Origin of the sequence: Glycomyces terrestris, from assembly GCF_003933745.1 — a bacterium.
GTDB classification, from domain to species: Bacteria; Actinomycetota; Actinomycetes; order Mycobacteriales; family Micromonosporaceae; genus Glycomyces; species Glycomyces terrestris.
The window spans coordinates 171793-188044 of sequence record NZ_RSEB01000005.1; the positions used below are offsets into that span (position 1 = coordinate 171793).

The window sequence follows — 16252 nt, forward strand, 5'->3', positions numbered from 1 at the left end:
GCTGGCAACAGGTGGTCAGCGGTCCCGCCCAGGCTCGGGCGGGGAGCCGCTTACTCGCCTGTCGCCTTGGCGATGATCTCCTTGGCGACGTTCGTCGGGACTTCGGCGTAGGTGTCGAACTGCATCGAGTAGTTCGCCCGCCCGGCCGTCTTCGACCGCAGGTCGCCGACGTAACCGAACATCTCCGACAGCGGCACGACGGCCTTGACCGTGCGGTCGTTGCCCCGCTCGCCCATCTCCTGGACCATGCCGCGACGGGAGTTGATGTCGCCGATGACATCGCCCATGTTCTCTTCAGGGCAGATGACCTCGACGGCCATCATCGGCTCGAGCAGCACCGGACGCGCCTTCTTGGCCGCCTCCTTCAGTGCCATCCGACCCGCGATCTTGAAGGCCATCTCCGAGGAGTCGACCTCGTGGTACTGACCGTCGATCAGTTCCATCTTCACGCCCACCAGCGGGTAGCCCGCCAGGACGCCGTCTTCGAGCGCGGACTCCGCGCCGGCCTTGACCGACGGGATGTACTCGCGCGGGATGCGGCCACCGGTGATCTTGTCGTCGAAGGCGAAGACCTCGTCCTCGTTCGACTTCATCTCGAGCGGCTCGAGGTTGACGAGCACGCGCGCGAACTGGCCGGAACCACCGGTCTGCTTCTTGTGCAGGTACTCGACCTTCTCGACGCGCTGCGTGATGGTCTCGCGGTAGGCCACCTGCGGCTTGCCGATGTTGGCCTCGACGTTGAACTCCCGCTTCATGCGGTCGACCAGGATGTCGAGGTGCAGCTCGCCCATGCCGGAGATGACCGTCTGGCCGGTCTCCTCGTCGGTGCGGACCCGGAAGGTCGGGTCCTCCTCGGCGAGGCGCTGGATGGCGGTGGCCAGCTTGTCCTGGTCGGCCTTCGACTTGGGCTCGATGGCCACGTCGATGACCGGCTCGGGGAAGACCATCGACTCCAGGATGACCTGGTCGTTCGAGTCGCACAGCGTGTCGCCGGTGGTGGTGGCCTTGAGGCCCTGCACCGCGATGATGTCGCCGGCCTGCGCGTCCGAGCGCTCCTCGCGCTTGTTCGCGTGCATCTGGTAGATCTTGCCGACGCGCTCCTTGCGGCCCTTGGTCGAGTTGATGACCTGGGTGCCGGACTCGACGCGGCCGGAGTAGATCCGGACGTAGGTGAGGCGGCCGAGGTGCTTGTCGGTCTGGATCTTGAAGGCCAGGCCGGCGAAGGGCTCCTCGACGTCCGCGTGACGCTCGGCGGGGGTCTCGTTGTCGGTGAGGGTCCCCTGGATCGCCGGGATGTCGAGCGGGCTCGGCAGGTAGTCCACGACCGCGTCGAGCAGGGGCTGGACGCCCTTGTTCTTGAACGCGGTGCCGCAGAGCACCGGGTTGATCAGGTTGGCGATGGTGGCCTTGCGGATCGCGGCCTTGACGTCGGCGACCGAGATCTCCTCGCCCTCGAGGAAGCGCTCGGCGAACTCGTCGTCGGCGTCCGAGAGGGTCTCCAGGAGCTTCTCGCGGTACTCCTCGGCCTGGTCGGCCAGGTCCGCGGGGATCTCCTCGATCTCGTAGTTCTCGCCGAGGCCGGTCTCGCCGCGCCACACCTTGGCGTGCATCTCGACCAGGTCGACGACGCCGATGAAGTCGGCCTCGTTCCCGATCGGGAGCTGGATCACCGCGGTGTTCGAGTTGAGGCGGTCCTGCATCATCTCGACGCAGCGGAAGAAGTTCGCACCGGTGCGGTCGAGCTTGTTGACGAAGCACATGCGCGGGACGCTGTACTTGTTCGCCTGGCGCCAGACGTTCTCGGTCTGCGGCTCCACGCCGGCCACGCCGTCGTAGACGGCGATCGCGGAGTCGAGCACGCGCAGCGAGCGCTCCACCTCGACGGTGAAGTCGACGTGGCCGGGCGTGTCGATGATCTGAATGGTGTGGTTGTCCCACTCGCACTTGGTAGCGGCGGAGGTGATGGTGATACCACGCTCCTGCTCCTGCTCCATCCAGTCCATCGTGGCGGCGCCGTCGTGGACCTCACCGATCTTGTGCGAGACGCCCGTGTAGTAGAGGATGCGCTCGGTGGTGGTGGTCTTACCGGCATCGATGTGGGCCATGATGCCGATGTTGCGGAGCTTGGCGAGCTCGGCGTTGGCCTTGTTAGCCACGATGTCTCCTTCTCACTACCAGCGGTAGTGCGCGAACGCCTTGTTGGAATCGGCCATCTTGTGCGTGTCCTCGCGCTTCTTGACCGCGGCGCCGAGGCCGTTCGAAGCGTCGAGGATCTCGTTCGTCAGGCGCTCCACCATGCTCTTCTCGCGGCGGTCGCGGGCGTAGCCCACGAGCCAGCGGAGGCCGAGGGTGGTGGCGCGCTGCGGCCGGACGTCGACCGGGACCTGGTAGGTCGCGCCGCCGACGCGGCGGGAGCGGACCTCGAGGGTCGGCTTGACGTTGTCGAGGGCGCGCTTGAGGATGACCACGGGGTCCGAGTCGGCCTTCTGGCGGCAGTTCTCGAGGGCCTCGTAGACGATGCGCTCGGCGAGGCGGCGCTTGCCGTCCTTGAGGACCTTGTTGATCAGCTGGGTCACGAGGACCGAGTTGTAGACCGGGTCGGCGGTAAGCGGCCGGCGCGGCGCGGGACCTTTACGCGGCATGCCTACTTCTCCTTCTTCGCGCCGTAGCGGCTGCGGGCCTGCTTGCGGTCGCGGACGCCCTGGGTGTCGAGCGCGCCGCGGATGATCTTGTAGCGCACACCCGGGAGGTCGCGGACACGGCCGCCGCGGACCAGCACGATGGAGTGCTCCTGGAGGTTGTGGCCGACGCCCGGGATGTAGGCGGTGACCTCGGTGCCGTTCATGAGGCGCACACGGGCGACCTTGCGCATGGCCGAGTTCGGCTTCTTGGGCGTGGTGGTGTACACGCGCGTGCACACGCCGCGGGCCTGCGGCGAGCCCTTCAGCGCGGGCGTCTTGTTCTTGCTGGTCTTGGCCTGGCGGCCTTTGCGGACCAGCTGCTGGATAGTCGGCACTAGGCGGACCCCTCTCAACAGTCGACGGTTGCGTATTCCTGTGTCGGCGCCATCTGTCCCCCACGTCCGGGCGGCGCCGAAGCGCAGCTCGGAGGGCGTGGGTTCCCGTCCCCCGCGTTCGGGCGTGTCGCGTCTCTCCGGACCCATACCCGCCGCGCGCGCAGACCAAGTCCGCCGCAAAGCGAGTTCAGACGCGTTCGCGAAGCGATCTCCTCGGAGACCGGCTAGAGAGCCGTGTTCGCGAAGCCCCCAGTGCGAGGGATGCGTGCCGATGGCGCCGGCCTGCGGGACCGGGGTCCCGCCGCCTTGCAGGCACGCAACCTGGCCTGGCTCTCACGGGGACCGAGCTGCCGGAGTTGACAGGGCCACCATGCCGCTCAAAGCGGTGTCCAGGCGCAAGGGAGAAGCCTACCTAGCCTAACGAACAAGGTCAAAGCCGATTTCGCCCTGAGCGGCATCCGTGTCCAGTGTCACGGAGCCGGGACGAGGGGCCGTGTCCCGTTCGGTCGGGTGCGGTAAGCACACCGCGGCCATCTTATCTCGCGGGACGCGCACGCCCCGCGCGGGGAGGCCCGATGGAGTGCTTGTTCACCAGCGCTTCCCCCGGATGTCAGGCGACGTCCCCGCCGTAGGACCCCTGCCCCGCGGAGCGGGCCAGCGCGAGGACCCAGACGAGGAGGGCCGCCGTGATCACGGCCCCGGCGATCCCGATCGCGGTCCACGCCGTCCGCCGGATGCCGGGTAGCCGCGAAGCCCCCAGGAGAAACCCCTCCGAGGCCCGGATGTCGGCCTCGGCCTGCCGGGCCAGCATGAGCGCGATCACCGCCGGGACCGCCCCGCCGACGAACGGCGACAGCGCCGCCCCGACCCCGGCGAGCATCCTCGCCGCCACGATCTTCGTCGACTCCACCGGCTCCGGGTCGTCGGGATGTCTGACCCCCTGCTGCACCTGCGCCACCCGCCCATCCTATGGCGGCGGCGCCGCCCCGCCGCGGCCGCTCCGGCCCCGGAGACGCCGGTGGGCCGGCGGCGCTTGCGCGCCGCCGGCCCACCGGTTCTCACTGGCCGTCGGGAATCGGCTGTCCAGTGGCTCTAGAACGTCCCCAGGTCGTAGGAGTCCTCGAGGCTCACGGCCGGGCCGCCGCCGTAGGCGAAGGCGCTGGCGGTGGAGTCCTCGTAGCCGCCGAGGGAGTACACCGCGGCCTTGGCCTCCTCGGTGGGCTCCACGGAGACGTTGCGGTACTTGGCGATGCCGGTGCCGGCCGGGATCAGCTTGCCGAGGATCACGTTCTCCTTCAGGCCGACCAGCGAGTCGGACTTGCCGGAGATCGCGGCCTCGGTGAGCACCCGGGTCGTCTCCTGGAACGAGGCCGCGGACAGCCACGACTCCGTCGCCAGCGACGCCTTGGTGATGCCCATGAGCTGCGGGCGGCCGGAGGCCGGCTCGCCGCCGTCGGCGATGATCTTGCGGTTCTGCTCCTCGAACTCGAGGCGGTCGACCAGGGAGCCCGGCAGGAACTCCGAGGTGCCCGAGTCGATGATCGTGATCCGCTTGAGCATCTGGCGCACGATGATCTCGATGTGCTTGTCGTGGATCATCACGCCCTGCGAGCGGTACACGTCCTGGACCTGCTCCACCAGGTGGCGCTGGACCTTCCGCGGACCGAGCACGCGCAGCAGCTCGTGCGGGTCGATCGTGCCCTCGACGAGCTTCTCGCCGACCTCGACGTGCTCGCCCTCGCCCACGCGCAGGCGCAGACGGCGCGGCACCTTGTCGACCACGATCTCCTCGGAGCCGTCGTCCGGCGTGATGATGATCTTCCGGGACTTCTCCGCGTCCTCGATGCGCACGGTGCCGCTCGCCTCCGCGATCGGCGCCTTGCCCTTCGGGATGCGGGCCTCGAAGACCTCCTGCACGCGCGGCAGGCCCTGCGTGATGTCGTCGCCCGCCACACCACCGGTGTGGAAGGTACGCATCGTCAGCTGGGTGCCGGGCTCGCCGATCGACTGGGCCGCGATGATGCCGACGGCCTCGCCGAGGTCCACCTTCTCGCCGGTGGGCATCGAACGGCCGTAGCAGGCCGCGCAGACGCCCTGGCGGGACTCGCAGGTGAGGACCGAGCGGACCTTCACCGAGCTGACGCCGGCGGCGACGAGCTGGGCGATGTGGTCCGAGTTCAGCGGCGTGTTCCGCTCGAGCAGCACCTTGCCGTCGACCTCGACGTCGTCGGCGAGGTTGCGCGCGTCGATCGAGGTCTCGACCAGGTCGGACTCGATGAAGCGGCCGTCGACCTCGACGCCGACCTGGAAGTCGAGCGCCCGGTCGGTCCCGCAGTCGTCCTCGCGGATGATGACGTCCTGCGACACGTCCACCAGGCGGCGGGTCAGGTAACCCGAGTCGGCGGTCCGCAGCGCGGTGTCGGCGAGGCCCTTGCGGGAGCCGTGGGTCGAGATGAAGTACTCGAGCACCGTCAGGCCCTCGCGCAGCGAGGACTTGATCGGGCGCGGGATGATCTCGCCCTTCGGGTTCGCCACCAGGCCGCGCATGCCGGCGATCTGGCGGAGCTGGAGCATGTTGCCCCGCGCGCCCGAGTTGATCATCTGCCACAGCGGGTTCTCCGGCTGGAGCGTCTCGTTGAGGTCGTCGAGCACCTCGGCCGTGGCCTTGGTCCAGATCTCGGTGAGCTCGCCGCGCCGCTCCTCGGCCGTCATGAGGCCGCGGATGTACTGCTTGTCGATCTTGGCGGAGTCGGCCTCGTACTTCTCGAGGATCTCGGCCTTGTGCGCCGGCTCCACGACGTCCTCGATGCCGATGGTCACGCCCGACCAGCCGGCCCAGCGGAAGCCCGCGGACTTCAGCGCGTCCAGGCAGGCGCCCAGCTGCACCTTCGAGTAGTGCTCGGACAGGTCGTGGATGATGTTCGACAGCTGGCCCTTGCGCACCTCGTAGTTGACGTACTCGAAGTCCGGCGGCAGGCACTCGTTGAAGAACACCCGGCCCAGCGTGGTCTCCACCAGCAGCGGCTCGCCCGGGGTCCACCCCTCGGGGGCGGTCCACGGCTCGCCGCTGCCGTTGTTGATCGACTCGATGCCGTCGAGGCGGATCCGGATCGGCGCCTGGAGGTCCAGCTCGCCGCGGTCCTTCGCCATCTGCGCCTCGCCGACGTCCGAGAACGCCCGGCCCTCGCCGACGCGACCCTCGGAGAGGTGCGTCAGGTAGTACAGGCCGATGATCTGGTCCTGCGTGGGCAGGGCCACCGGCTTGCCGTCCGAGGGCTTGAGGATGTTGTTCGACGCCAGCATCAGGATGCGGGCCTCGGCCTGGGCCTCGGCGCTCAGCGGGACGTGCACGGCCATCTGGTCGCCGTCGAAGTCGGCGTTGAAGGCGGTGCACACCAGCGGGTGCAGCTGGATGGCCTTGCCCTCGACCAGCTGCGGCTCGAAGGCCTGGATGCCGAGGCGGTGCAGCGTGGGCGCGCGGTTGAGCAGGACCGGGTGCTCGGAGATGACCTCTTCGAGCACGTCCCACACGACCGGGCGCGCGCGCTCGACCATGCGCTTGGCCGACTTGATGTTCTGCGCGTGGTTCAGGTCCACCAGGCGCTTCATCACGAACGGCTTGAACAGCTCCAGCGCCATCTGCTTCGGCAGGCCGCACTGGTGCAGCTTCAGGCGCGGGCCGACCACGATGACCGAGCGGCCCGAGTAGTCGACGCGCTTGCCGAGCAGGTTCTGGCGGAACCGGCCCTGCTTGCCCTTGAGCATGTCGGACAGCGACTTGAGCGGGCGGTTGCCCGGGCCCGTCACCGGGCGTCCGCGGCGGCCGTTGTCGAACAGCGCGTCCACCGACTCCTGGAGCATGCGCTTCTCGTTCGCCACGATGATCTCGGGGGCCCCGAGGTCCATCAGGCGCTTGAGCCGGTTGTTGCGGTTGATGACGCGGCGGTACAGGTCGTTCAGGTCCGAGGTCGCGAACCGGCCGCCGTCGAGCTGCACCATCGGGCGCAGCTCCGGCGGGATCACCGGCACGCAGTCGAGGACCATGCCCAGCGGCGAGTTGCCGGTGGCCTGGAACGCGGCCACGACCTTCAGGCGCTTGAGCGCGCGGAGCTTCTTCTGCCCCTTGCCGGTCGCGATCGTCTCGCGCAGGCTCACGGTCTCGGCGTCCAGGTCGAGGTTCTCGAGCAGGTTCTTGATGGACTCGGCGCCCATCCCGCCCGTGTAGTACTCGCCGAAGCGCTGCTGGAGCTCGCGGTAGAGCATCTCGTCGCCGATGAGCTGGCGCACGTCCAGCTTGCGGAACGTGTCCATGACCTCGTCGAGGCGGTCGATCTCCCGCTGCGCCTTGTCGCGGATCTGGCGCATCTCGCGCTCGCCGCCGTCCTTGACCTTGCGGCGGACGTCGGCGCGGGCGCCCTCGGCCTCGAGCTCGGCCAGGTCGGCCTCCAGCTTCGAGGCGCGCTCCTCGATCGCGGCGTCGCGCTGCTGCTCGAGGTGGCGCTTCTCGGCCACGATCTCGTTCTCCAGCGTCGGCAGGTCGCGCTGGCGCGCCTCGTCGTCGACGGCGGTGATCACGTAGGCCGCGAAGTAGATGACCTTCTCGAGGTCCTTCGGCGCCAGGTCGAGCAGGTAGCCCAGGCGCGAGGGGACGCCCTTGAAGTACCAGATGTGGGTGACCGGAGCGGCGAGCTCGATGTGGCCCATGCGCTCGCGGCGCACCTTCGAGCGCGTCACCTCGACGCCGCAGCGCTCGCAGATGATGCCCTTGAAGCGGATGCGCTTGTACTTGCCGCAGTAGCACTCCCAGTCCCGGGTCGGACCGAAGATCTTCTCGCAGAAGAGACCGTCCTTCTCGGGCTTGAGGGTCCGGTAGTTGATGGTCTCGGGCTTCTTCACCTCGCCGTGAGACCACTGCCGGATGTCCTCCGCGGTGGCGAGGCCGATCTTCAACTTGTCGAAGAAGTTGACGTCGAGCACTGAACTCTTCTTCCCCTTGTGCTGCTTCTGTAAGGATGGGATGAGACGTAAGGCGGGGGCGGCGGCTGCCGCCCCCACTCGACGTCAGGCGCTCTCGAAGTCCACGCTCGAGGGCTCTTCGTGGGACAGGTCGATCCCGAGCTCCTCGGCCGCGCGGAAGACCTCGTCGTCGCTCTCGGTCATCTGGATGGCCTGCCCGTCGGCGGACAGCACCTCCACGTTGAGGCAGAGCGACTGGAGCTCCTTGAGCAGCACCTTGAACGATTCGGGAATGCCCGGTTCGGGGACGTTCTCGCCCTTGACGATCGCCTCGTAGACCTTCACGCGGCCCACGACGTCGTCGGACTTGATCGTCAGCAGCTCCTGGAGCGCGTACGCCGCGCCGTAGGCCTGCATGGCCCAGCACTCCATCTCACCGAAGCGCTGGCCGCCGAACTGGGCCTTGCCGCCGAGCGGCTGCTGGGTGATCATCGAGTACGGACCGGTCGAACGCGCGTGGATCTTGTCGTCGACCATGTGGTTCAGCTTCAGGATGTACATGTAGCCGACCGAGATCGGGTCCGGGAACGGCTCGCCGGTGCGCCCGTCGAACAGCTGCGCCTTGCCCGTCGGGGCCACCATGCGCTGGCCGTCGCGGTTGGGGAGCGTGTTCGCCAGGACGCCCTGGACCTCCTCGGGGTGCGCGCCGTCGAACACCGGCGTGCCCACCTTCGAGTCGGCCGGGGCCTCGTCGGCGCCGATGGCCTTGAGGGCCTGCTGCCAGGCCTCGTCGAACCCTTCGAGCTTCCAGCCCGTCTTCGCCGCCCAGCCCAGGTGGACCTCCAGCACCTGGCCGATGTTCATTCGGCCCGGCACGCCCAGCGGGTTGAGCAGGATGTCGATCGGGGTGCCGTCCGGCAGGAACGGCATGTCCTCCTGCGGCACCACCTTCGAGATGACGCCCTTGTTGCCGTGGCGGCCGGCGAGCTTGTCGCCGACGCCGATCTTGCGCTTCTGCGCGATGTAGACGCGGACGAGCTCGTTCACGCCCGGGGACAGCTCGTCACCGTCCTCGCGGCTGAAGGTGCGCACCCCGATGACCGTGCCGGCCTCGCCGTGCGGGACCTTCAGGGACGTGTCGCGGACCTCGCGGGCCTTCTCGCCGAAGATCGCGCGGAGCAGGCGCTCCTCCGGGGTCAGCTCGGTCTCGCCCTTGGGCGTGACCTTGCCGACCAGGATGTCGCCGTCCTCGACCTCGGCGCCGATGCGGATGATGCCGCGGTCGTCCAGGTCGGAGAGCATCTCCTCGCCGACGTTCGGGATGTCCCGGGTGATCTCCTCCGGGCCCAGCTTGGTGTCGCGGGCGTCGACCTCGTGCTCGTCGATGTGGATCGAGGTGAGCACGTCCTCTTCGACCAGGCGCGAGGAGAGCACGATGGCGTCCTCGAAGTTCTGGCCCTCCCAGGTCGTGAACGCGACCAGCAGGTTCTTGCCGAGGGCCATCTCGCCCTTGTCGGTCGAGGGGCCGTCGGCGATCGGCTGGCCGGCCTCCACGCGCTCGCCCTCGGTGACGAGGGGCACCTGGTTGATGCACGAGCCCGCGTTCGAGCGGCGGAACTTGTGCAGCAGGTAGGTGCGGCGCATGCCGTTGTCCTGCGCGATGGTGATGTAGTCGGCGCTGGAGTCCTCGACGGTGCCGTCGGCCTCGGCGACGACGACGTCGCCGGCGTCGACCGCGGCGCGGTACTCCATGCCGGTGCCCACCAGCGGCGAGTCGGTCTTGATGAGCGGCACGGCCTGGCGCTGCATGTTCGCGCCCATGAGCGCGCGGTTCGCGTCGTCGTGCTCCAGGAACGGCACCAGCGCGGTCGCGACCGAGGTCATCTGGCGCGGCGACACGTCCATGTAGTCGATCTCGCCGGCCGACAGCAGCTCCGCCTCGCCGCCGTGGCGGCCGCGGGCGAGGATCTGCGAGTCGACGAACGAGCCGTCCTCGTTGAGGAGCTGGTTCGCCTGCGCGATCGTGTAGCGGTCCTCCTCGTCGGCGGTGAGGTAGTGGACCTCGTCGGTGACCTTGCCGTCCTCGACCTTCCGGTACGGCGTCTCGATGAAGCCGAACGGGTTGACGCGGGCGAAGGTCGACATGGCGCCGATGAGGCCGATGTTCGGGCCTTCCGGCGTCTCGATCGGGCACATGCGGCCGTAGTGCGACGGGTGCACGTCGCGGACGTCCATGGCGGCGCGGTCGCGCGAGAGGCCGCCCGGGCCGAGCGCCGAGAGGCGGCGGCGGTGCGTCAGGCCCGTGATCGGGTTGACCTGGTCCATGAACTGCGACAGCTGCGAGGTGCCGAAGAACTCCTTGATCGCGGCCACCACGGGGCGGATGTTGATCAGGGTCTGCGGCGTGATCGCCTCGACGTCCTGCGTGGTCATGCGCTCGCGCACGACGCGCTCCATGCGGGAGAGGCCCACCCGGATCTGGTTCTGGATGAGCTCGCCGACGGTGCGCAGGCGGCGGTTGCCGAAGTGGTCGATGTCGTCCGGCGCGTAGCCCGGCTCGGCCGCGTGCAGGCGCAGCATGAACTCGATCGTGGCGGCCAGGTCGTCCTCGGTGAGGACGCCGGTCGAGATCGGGTGGTCGAGGCCGAACTTCTTGTTGACCTTGTAGCGGCCGACCTTGGCGAGGTCGTAGCGCTTCTTGTTGAAGAACAGGTTCTCCAGCAGCGACTGCGCGTTGTCCTTCGTCGGCGGCTCGCCGGGACGGAGCTTGCGGTAGATGTCGAGCAGGGCCTCGTCCTGCGAGTTGATGGTGTCCTTCTCGAGGGTCGCCATCATGAGCTCGGACCAGCCGAAGCGCTCGCGGATGCGGTCGTTGTCCCAGCCGATGGCCTTGAGCAGCACGGTCACGGCCTGGCGGCGCTTGCGGTCGACGCGCACGCCGACGGTCTCGCGCTTGTCCACGTCGAACTCGAGCCAGGCGCCGCGGCCGGGAATGACCTTCGCGCTGGTGAGGTCGCGGTCCGAGGTCTTGTCGGGCTGCTTGTCGAAGTACACGCCGGGCGAGCGGACGAGCTGCGAGACGACCACGCGCTCGGTGCCGTTGACGATGAAGGTGCCCTTCGGGGTCATCATGGGGAAGTCGCCCATGAAGACCGTCTGGCTCTTGATCTCGCCGGTGGTGTGGTTGATGAACTCCGCGGTGACGAACAGCGGCGCGCAGTAGGTGAGGTCCTTCTCGCGGCACTCCTCGATGGGGGCCTTGACCTCGTCGAAGCGAGGGTTGGAGAAGGACAGGCTCATGGTGCCCGAGAAGTCCTCGATCGGGCTGATCTCCTCGAGGATCTCGTCGAGGCCGCTGACTGCGTCTTCACCCGCGCGGGCGCGGTAGGTCTCGTTGCCGACGAGCCAGTCGAACGAGTCGGTCTGGAGCGCCAGAAGGTTCGGTACTTCGAGTTTCTCTTCGATCCTGCCGAACGAGATGCGGCGAGGTGCGTGCTTGCTCTTGCTGGAGCTGGTCTTGCCAGTGCGGGAAGCTGCCAAGATTCGTCCTTCCGAGGACCTGAGTGTTACGACGGCCGGCGCATGCCACAGTCACCGCATCGATGCGGGATCGACGAGGACAGCCGGAAACGGGCACCGAATCGAACGCCCATGCCGAGCATGGCGTTGAACGTCGGTCGATAGCCTGGAATCCCCACCGTCCGCGACCCTCACCGCGTCAAGAAGGCGTGAAGGAGGCAGCGCAAATTATTACCCTAGCGTACACTCCGGCAGACTGTCAACTGCCCCACCGTGCGGCGAGGTCTGTCGTGACGACCGTCTCTCCTGCTGCCGAAGTTCCTCCCGGTCCCGGGCCGGCCCCCCGCGGGGCCGTCAGTGCGTCGTGCCTCCGGGCCGCCGCCGGCGGCCCGTGTTCGCCCGCTCCCGCAGCGCCCGGACGGCGTCCGGGACACGGGGGCGTTGCGCGCGCCACGCAGTGGCGCTTGAGGAACTAGTTTGCAGGATCAAGTCACAGTTCGTCAAGTCAGGCGTCTCATTCGCCCGGATGCGCCCCTTCGGCCCGGGCGCGCCGTGCGTGCCCCGCGGGGGCGGCCGGGGACGGGCGAGGCCCAGCGCAGCGGGGCCGGAGGGCGGCGGAGGCACCGGCGCGGCGCCCGCCGCCGGGCAAGGGCGGCGGGCCGCGCATTCGGCCGGCGCCCGGGCGTGTCGCGGCCGGGCGGGGCTTCGGTGCGGGGGCGGGGCGCCTTGCGTCGCCCGCGGCCGGGGACCGGCCGTGATGCGGCGCCTCGCACCCGGGCACCTTCGGCGGCGAGCCGCCTCGCCTTGTACAACGAGCCCGCGCCGGGAAGGTGACGCGGGCTCAGCCGGGGTTCTCGCGGGCTACGCGCCGAGGAGGTCCTGGGCGCGCTCGAGGGCCTCGCGCATGGCGTCCTGGTAGGCGAACAACTCGTCCTCCAGGGCGGTGTAGTAGCCGGTCTGGACGGCGTCCCAGGCGGCGGCCGCGGTCTCGCGGTAGCCGGTCTCGTCGCCGCAGGCGGCGAAGTCGACGGCGAGGGCGGTCTCGTGCTCGCGCACGCTCGCGTAGTCCTCGCCGAGGTCGGCGGGGAGCTCGGGGATCGCGCCGGACTCGGGCGAGACGGGCTCGTAGCCGGGCAGGCCGCGGTAGTAGGCGTTGGCGAAGTAGTCGGTCAGGGGCAGGCCGGCGAGGTCGTCGAAGGCCCAGTCGCCGCGGCCCCGGTCGAAGAGGCAGGCGAGGAAGGCGGCCTCGGCGTCGGCGGTCAGGGCCCGGTAGTCCTCGCGCAGGGCGTCGAAGTCGCCGGTGTCGGCGGGGTCCTGGGGCGCGCGGTTCCAGCCGGGGCCGTCGCCGGTGTCGCCTTCGGCGGGGCCGTAGAGGCCCTCCTGGACGGCGAGGAGGCAGCCGCCGGGCTCGGCGTCGGCGATGCCGCCGTCGCCGGCCCCGGGGGCCATGCCCATGGCGGCGGCGCGGAAGTCGAGGTGGTCGGGGCCGTAGTACGCCTCGTACCAGGCCTCCTGCTCGGCGGCGGGGAGCTCGTCCCAGGCGCTGTTGTCGGGCTCCTCCTCGACGTGGTCCTCGCCGTAGACCGCGGCCGCGTACTCCTCGGCGTCGTCGCTCTCGGCGCCCTCGGGGGTGGTGAGCCACTGGCCGAAGCCCCAGCGGGCGGCGGTGTCGGCGTCGGGCAGGAAGCCGTCGAAGGGGTAGGTCTCGACGAGCAGCTCCAGCTCGGCGATGTCGGCGGGCCGCAGGACGGCCCGGTCGTGGACGGCGTGGCCGGCCTCCTCCAGGCAGGCCTCGGCGAGGCGCAGCTCGGCGTCGGCGAGGTCGGCTTCGAGGCGGCGGTTCTCGTTGACGACGTCGGTGAGGGCCGCGGCCTCCTCGGGCTGCTCGGAGGCGGCGGCGCCGCCGTCCTCGCCGGGGCCGGCGCAGGCGCTCAGGGCGAGCGCCGCGGCGGCGGCCAGGAGTGCGGCGGCGGGGGTCCGCTGTGTCATGTCGGGTCGCTCCTCAGGTCGGTGCGCCCCCTGATACGCGCGGCGGGCCCGGCGGGGTTGCCCGGCGGCGCGCGCTTCCGGCCCCCGGACGCGGGGCGGCCCGGGCCGCGCCCCATCTGCGCAGCCCGGGCCTTTTCTTCCCCGATAGAGAAGTGGTCTTCGTGTCGACGAGCGCCGCTAGGCGTCCAGGAGCTCCTGGGCCGTCGCGAGGGCCTCCTTGATCTTCTCCTGCCAGGCGTAGACGTCCTGCTCGACGGCCGTGTAGGCGTCGACGTGGGCCTCCTCGTAGGCCTGCTCGGAGGCGTCGGCGTAGCCGGTCTCGTCGCCGCAGGCGGCGAAGTCGACGGCCATCTGGATCTCGTACGCCTTCCACTCCTCATAGGAGCTGCCGGCGGCCTCGGGGATCTCGGGCACGACGGCGTCGGAGTCGCCGAGCATCATGTCCTTCTCCTCCTCGGAGGCGTTCTGGTAGTACAGCTGGGCGAAGAACTCCCACACCGGCAGCGCGTTGTACTGGTCGAACTCCCAGCCCTCGTAGCCCTTGCCGGAGATGCAGTCGAGGAACGCGTCCTGCTCGTCCGCCATCTTGTCGGCGTAGTCGAGTTCGATGTCCTCCCACATGGTCTCGCTGGCGTAGAGGGGGTTCTCGACGCCGTAGGACCAGTACTCCCACGTCTCGGTGCTGCCGTCCTCGTTCTCGTACGACTCCTCGACGAGCTCGGGCTCGCCGTGGAGCTGCTGGATCATCTCCAGCTGGCAGCCGCCCGGCTTGGGCTCGGGGTCCATCTCCTCTTCGAGGTCGATCTCGCCCTCGTCGGCGACGGCCTCTTCCTCAGCGATCGCGTCCTCGGCGTAGTCGCCCTCGCCGGCCATCATGTCGGCGTACTCCTGCGCGGAGCCGTACGACCACTCGGCGTACTCCTCGCCCTGGTAGGCGACGTACCACGCGTACTGGTCGGCGGGGTCGAGGGCGTCCCACTCGGCGGTGTCGGGCTCCTCGTAGCTGTCGCCCTCCTCCTCCTGCCACTCCTCTTCCTCAGCGGCCCAGTAGTCCTCGGTGGCCGGGTCCTCCATGCCGTCGGGGCCGTTGGCCCACTGGCCGAACCCGTACTCGGCGGCCTCCTCGGCCTCGATGATGAAGCCCTCGTGAGGGGGGTACTCGGAGAGGGACTCCTGCTCCTCCGGCTCGTAGGCCTGGAGCGCCCAGGGGTCGTGGACGGTGAAGCCGGCGTCCTCGAGGCACTTCTCGATGAGGCGGTACTCGGCGGCGGCCAGTTCGGCCTCGAGCCGGTTGGAGTCGTTGATCATGTTGACCAAGCGGTCCTCATCGGACTCCGCGGCGTCCTCGCCGAGTCCGAGCATGCCGCAGCCGGCGGTGAGCGCCAGCACGGCGGCCGCGCCTGCGGCGGCGACTCCTCTGCTCCCGGGCATCGTGGTTCTCCTTGCGTGTCAGGTGTGTCTACCCGCAAGACGAGGCGGTGGCCCGCTTTCGTTGCAAGCCGCCCGGGATTCTTCTGAAAATCTCTCAGATGGCACGAAACCGGGGTCCCGCCGCGCGATGCGGCGGAACCCCGGTGTCCGTACCAAGGGCTGGGAGGCCCCTTGAGCTGGTGTAGCGGAAGGCTACTTGAGGGAGACGGTGGCGCCGGCGCCCTCGAGGGCCTCCTTGGCCTTGTCCGCGTCGTCCTTCTTCGCGCCCTCGAGGACGGCCTTGGGGGCGCTCTCGACGAGCTCCTTGGCCTCCTTGAGGCCGAGGCCGGTCAGGCCGCGGACTTCCTTGATGACCTTGATCTTGGACTCGCCCGCGGACTCGAGGACGACGTCGAAGGTGTCCTTCTCGACAGCGGCCTCCTCGCCACCGGCGGCGGGGCCGGCGGCGGCCACGGCGACGGGGGCGGCGGCGGTGACGTCGAACTTCTCCTCGAACGCCTTCACGAACTCGGAGACCTCGAGCAGGGTCATGCCCTCGAACTGCTCGAGCAGCTCGTCGGTGGACAGCTTAGCCATGGTGTGTTTCCTTTCCTTAAGTCTCGGACCGGCGCGGGGCTACTCCCCGGCGGCCGCTTTCTTGTCCTGCAGCGCGGCACCCAGACGCGCCACCTGCCCGGCGGGGGCGGCGACGACGGCGACGGCCTTCTGCGCGGTGGCCTTGAGCGCACCGGCCAGCTTGGCCAGCAGCACTTCGCGGGATTCGAGGTCGGCGAGCTTGTTGATCTCGTCGACGGAGAGGGCCTTGCCCTCCATGAACCCGCCCTTGATCACCAGGGCGTCGTGGGACTTCGCGAAGGCGCGGAGGCCCTTGGCGGCTTCCACCGGGTCGCCTTCGATGAAGGTGATCGCGGTGGGACCGGTGAACAGGTCGTCCAGACCGGTCACGCCGGCCTGGTTGGCGGCGCGCTTGGCGAGGGTGTTCTTGGCAACGCGGTAGCGCGTCCCCTCGCCGAGGGAACGCCGGAGCTCGCGCAGTTCGGCAACGGTCAGGCCGCGGTACTCGGTGAGCACCGTGGCGGTCGCGCTGGAGAACTCGTCGGCGAGTTCGGCGATGGCGGTCGTCTTACCCGCCGGGTATTCCCTGTCAGCCATGTTTCCCTCCTTTCTCGGCTGGTCAATCCACAACCGTGCGGAGGCGACAAAAAAGGCGCCCTCGCGGGACGCCTCATCATTGGGACCTTCGGGCCGTTGCACGGCCCGCACCATGGTCGCTTCGAGTAGTCGCCCTACGTCGGTCCCCGGAGGGTTTACAACCGCGCGAGGCGGTGACCGAACGGTCTA

At 69.3% G+C, this 16252-nt stretch carries 10 protein-coding genes; all 10 read right to left on the minus strand.

All coding sequences use genetic code 11. From position 1 onward, the window contains the following. Positions 1–50 precede the first annotated feature (50 nt). The 10 genes from fusA to rplJ all read right to left on the minus strand — a co-directional run bounded on the left by fusA (position 51) and on the right by rplJ (position 16063). Complete coding sequence (gene fusA / locus EIW28_RS18645; RefSeq protein ID WP_269462612.1) at positions 51–2156, minus strand: elongation factor G; 2106 nt, start codon at positions 2154–2156, stop codon at positions 51–53. A 15-nt stretch (positions 2157–2171) separates the two neighbouring features. Then, positions 2172–2642: a 30S ribosomal protein S7 gene (gene rpsG, locus EIW28_RS18650; protein WP_106361877.1), complete on the minus strand. Its 471-nt coding sequence runs from the start codon at positions 2640–2642 to the stop codon at positions 2172–2174. A gap of 2 nt (positions 2643–2644) precedes the next feature. Continuing rightward, a complete protein-coding gene (gene rpsL, locus EIW28_RS18655) occupies positions 2645–3016 on the minus strand; it encodes a 30S ribosomal protein S12 (RefSeq protein ID WP_091053661.1) in 372 nt (123 codons plus the stop codon). A 610-nt stretch (positions 3017–3626) separates the two neighbouring features. After that, the gene (locus EIW28_RS18660) at positions 3627–3974 is read right to left on the minus strand and encodes a hypothetical protein (protein WP_125249225.1); all 348 of its coding nucleotides are present in this window, start codon (positions 3972–3974) and stop codon (positions 3627–3629) included. Between the two features lie 134 nt (positions 3975–4108). After that, positions 4109–7993: a DNA-directed RNA polymerase subunit beta' gene (locus tag EIW28_RS18665; RefSeq protein ID WP_125249226.1), complete on the minus strand. Its 3885-nt coding sequence runs from the start codon at positions 7991–7993 to the stop codon at positions 4109–4111. A gap of 84 nt (positions 7994–8077) precedes the next feature. Continuing rightward, positions 8078–11512 (minus strand): DNA-directed RNA polymerase subunit beta, encoded by a 3435-nt coding sequence (rpoB, locus tag EIW28_RS18670; protein WP_125249227.1) that lies wholly within the window; start codon positions 11510–11512, stop codon positions 8078–8080. An 840-nt stretch (positions 11513–12352) separates the two neighbouring features. Beyond that, positions 12353–13480, minus strand: coding sequence for a hypothetical protein (locus tag EIW28_RS18675; RefSeq protein ID WP_125249228.1), 1128 nt, complete (start codon positions 13478–13480; stop codon positions 12353–12355). Positions 13481–13657: 177 nt separating this feature from the next. After that, a complete protein-coding gene (locus EIW28_RS18685) occupies positions 13658–14911 on the minus strand; it encodes a hypothetical protein (protein WP_125249229.1) in 1254 nt (417 codons plus the stop codon). Between the two features lie 192 nt (positions 14912–15103). After that, positions 15104–15487 carry a 50S ribosomal protein L7/L12 gene (rplL, locus tag EIW28_RS18690; RefSeq protein WP_125249230.1) on the minus strand — a complete coding sequence of 128 codons (384 nt, stop codon included), beginning with the start codon at positions 15485–15487 and terminating at the stop codon, positions 15104–15106. 39 nt (positions 15488–15526) lie between these two features. Next, positions 15527–16063: a 50S ribosomal protein L10 gene (gene rplJ / locus EIW28_RS18695; protein WP_125249231.1), complete on the minus strand. Its 537-nt coding sequence runs from the start codon at positions 16061–16063 to the stop codon at positions 15527–15529. Positions 16064–16252: the final 189 nt, after the last annotated feature.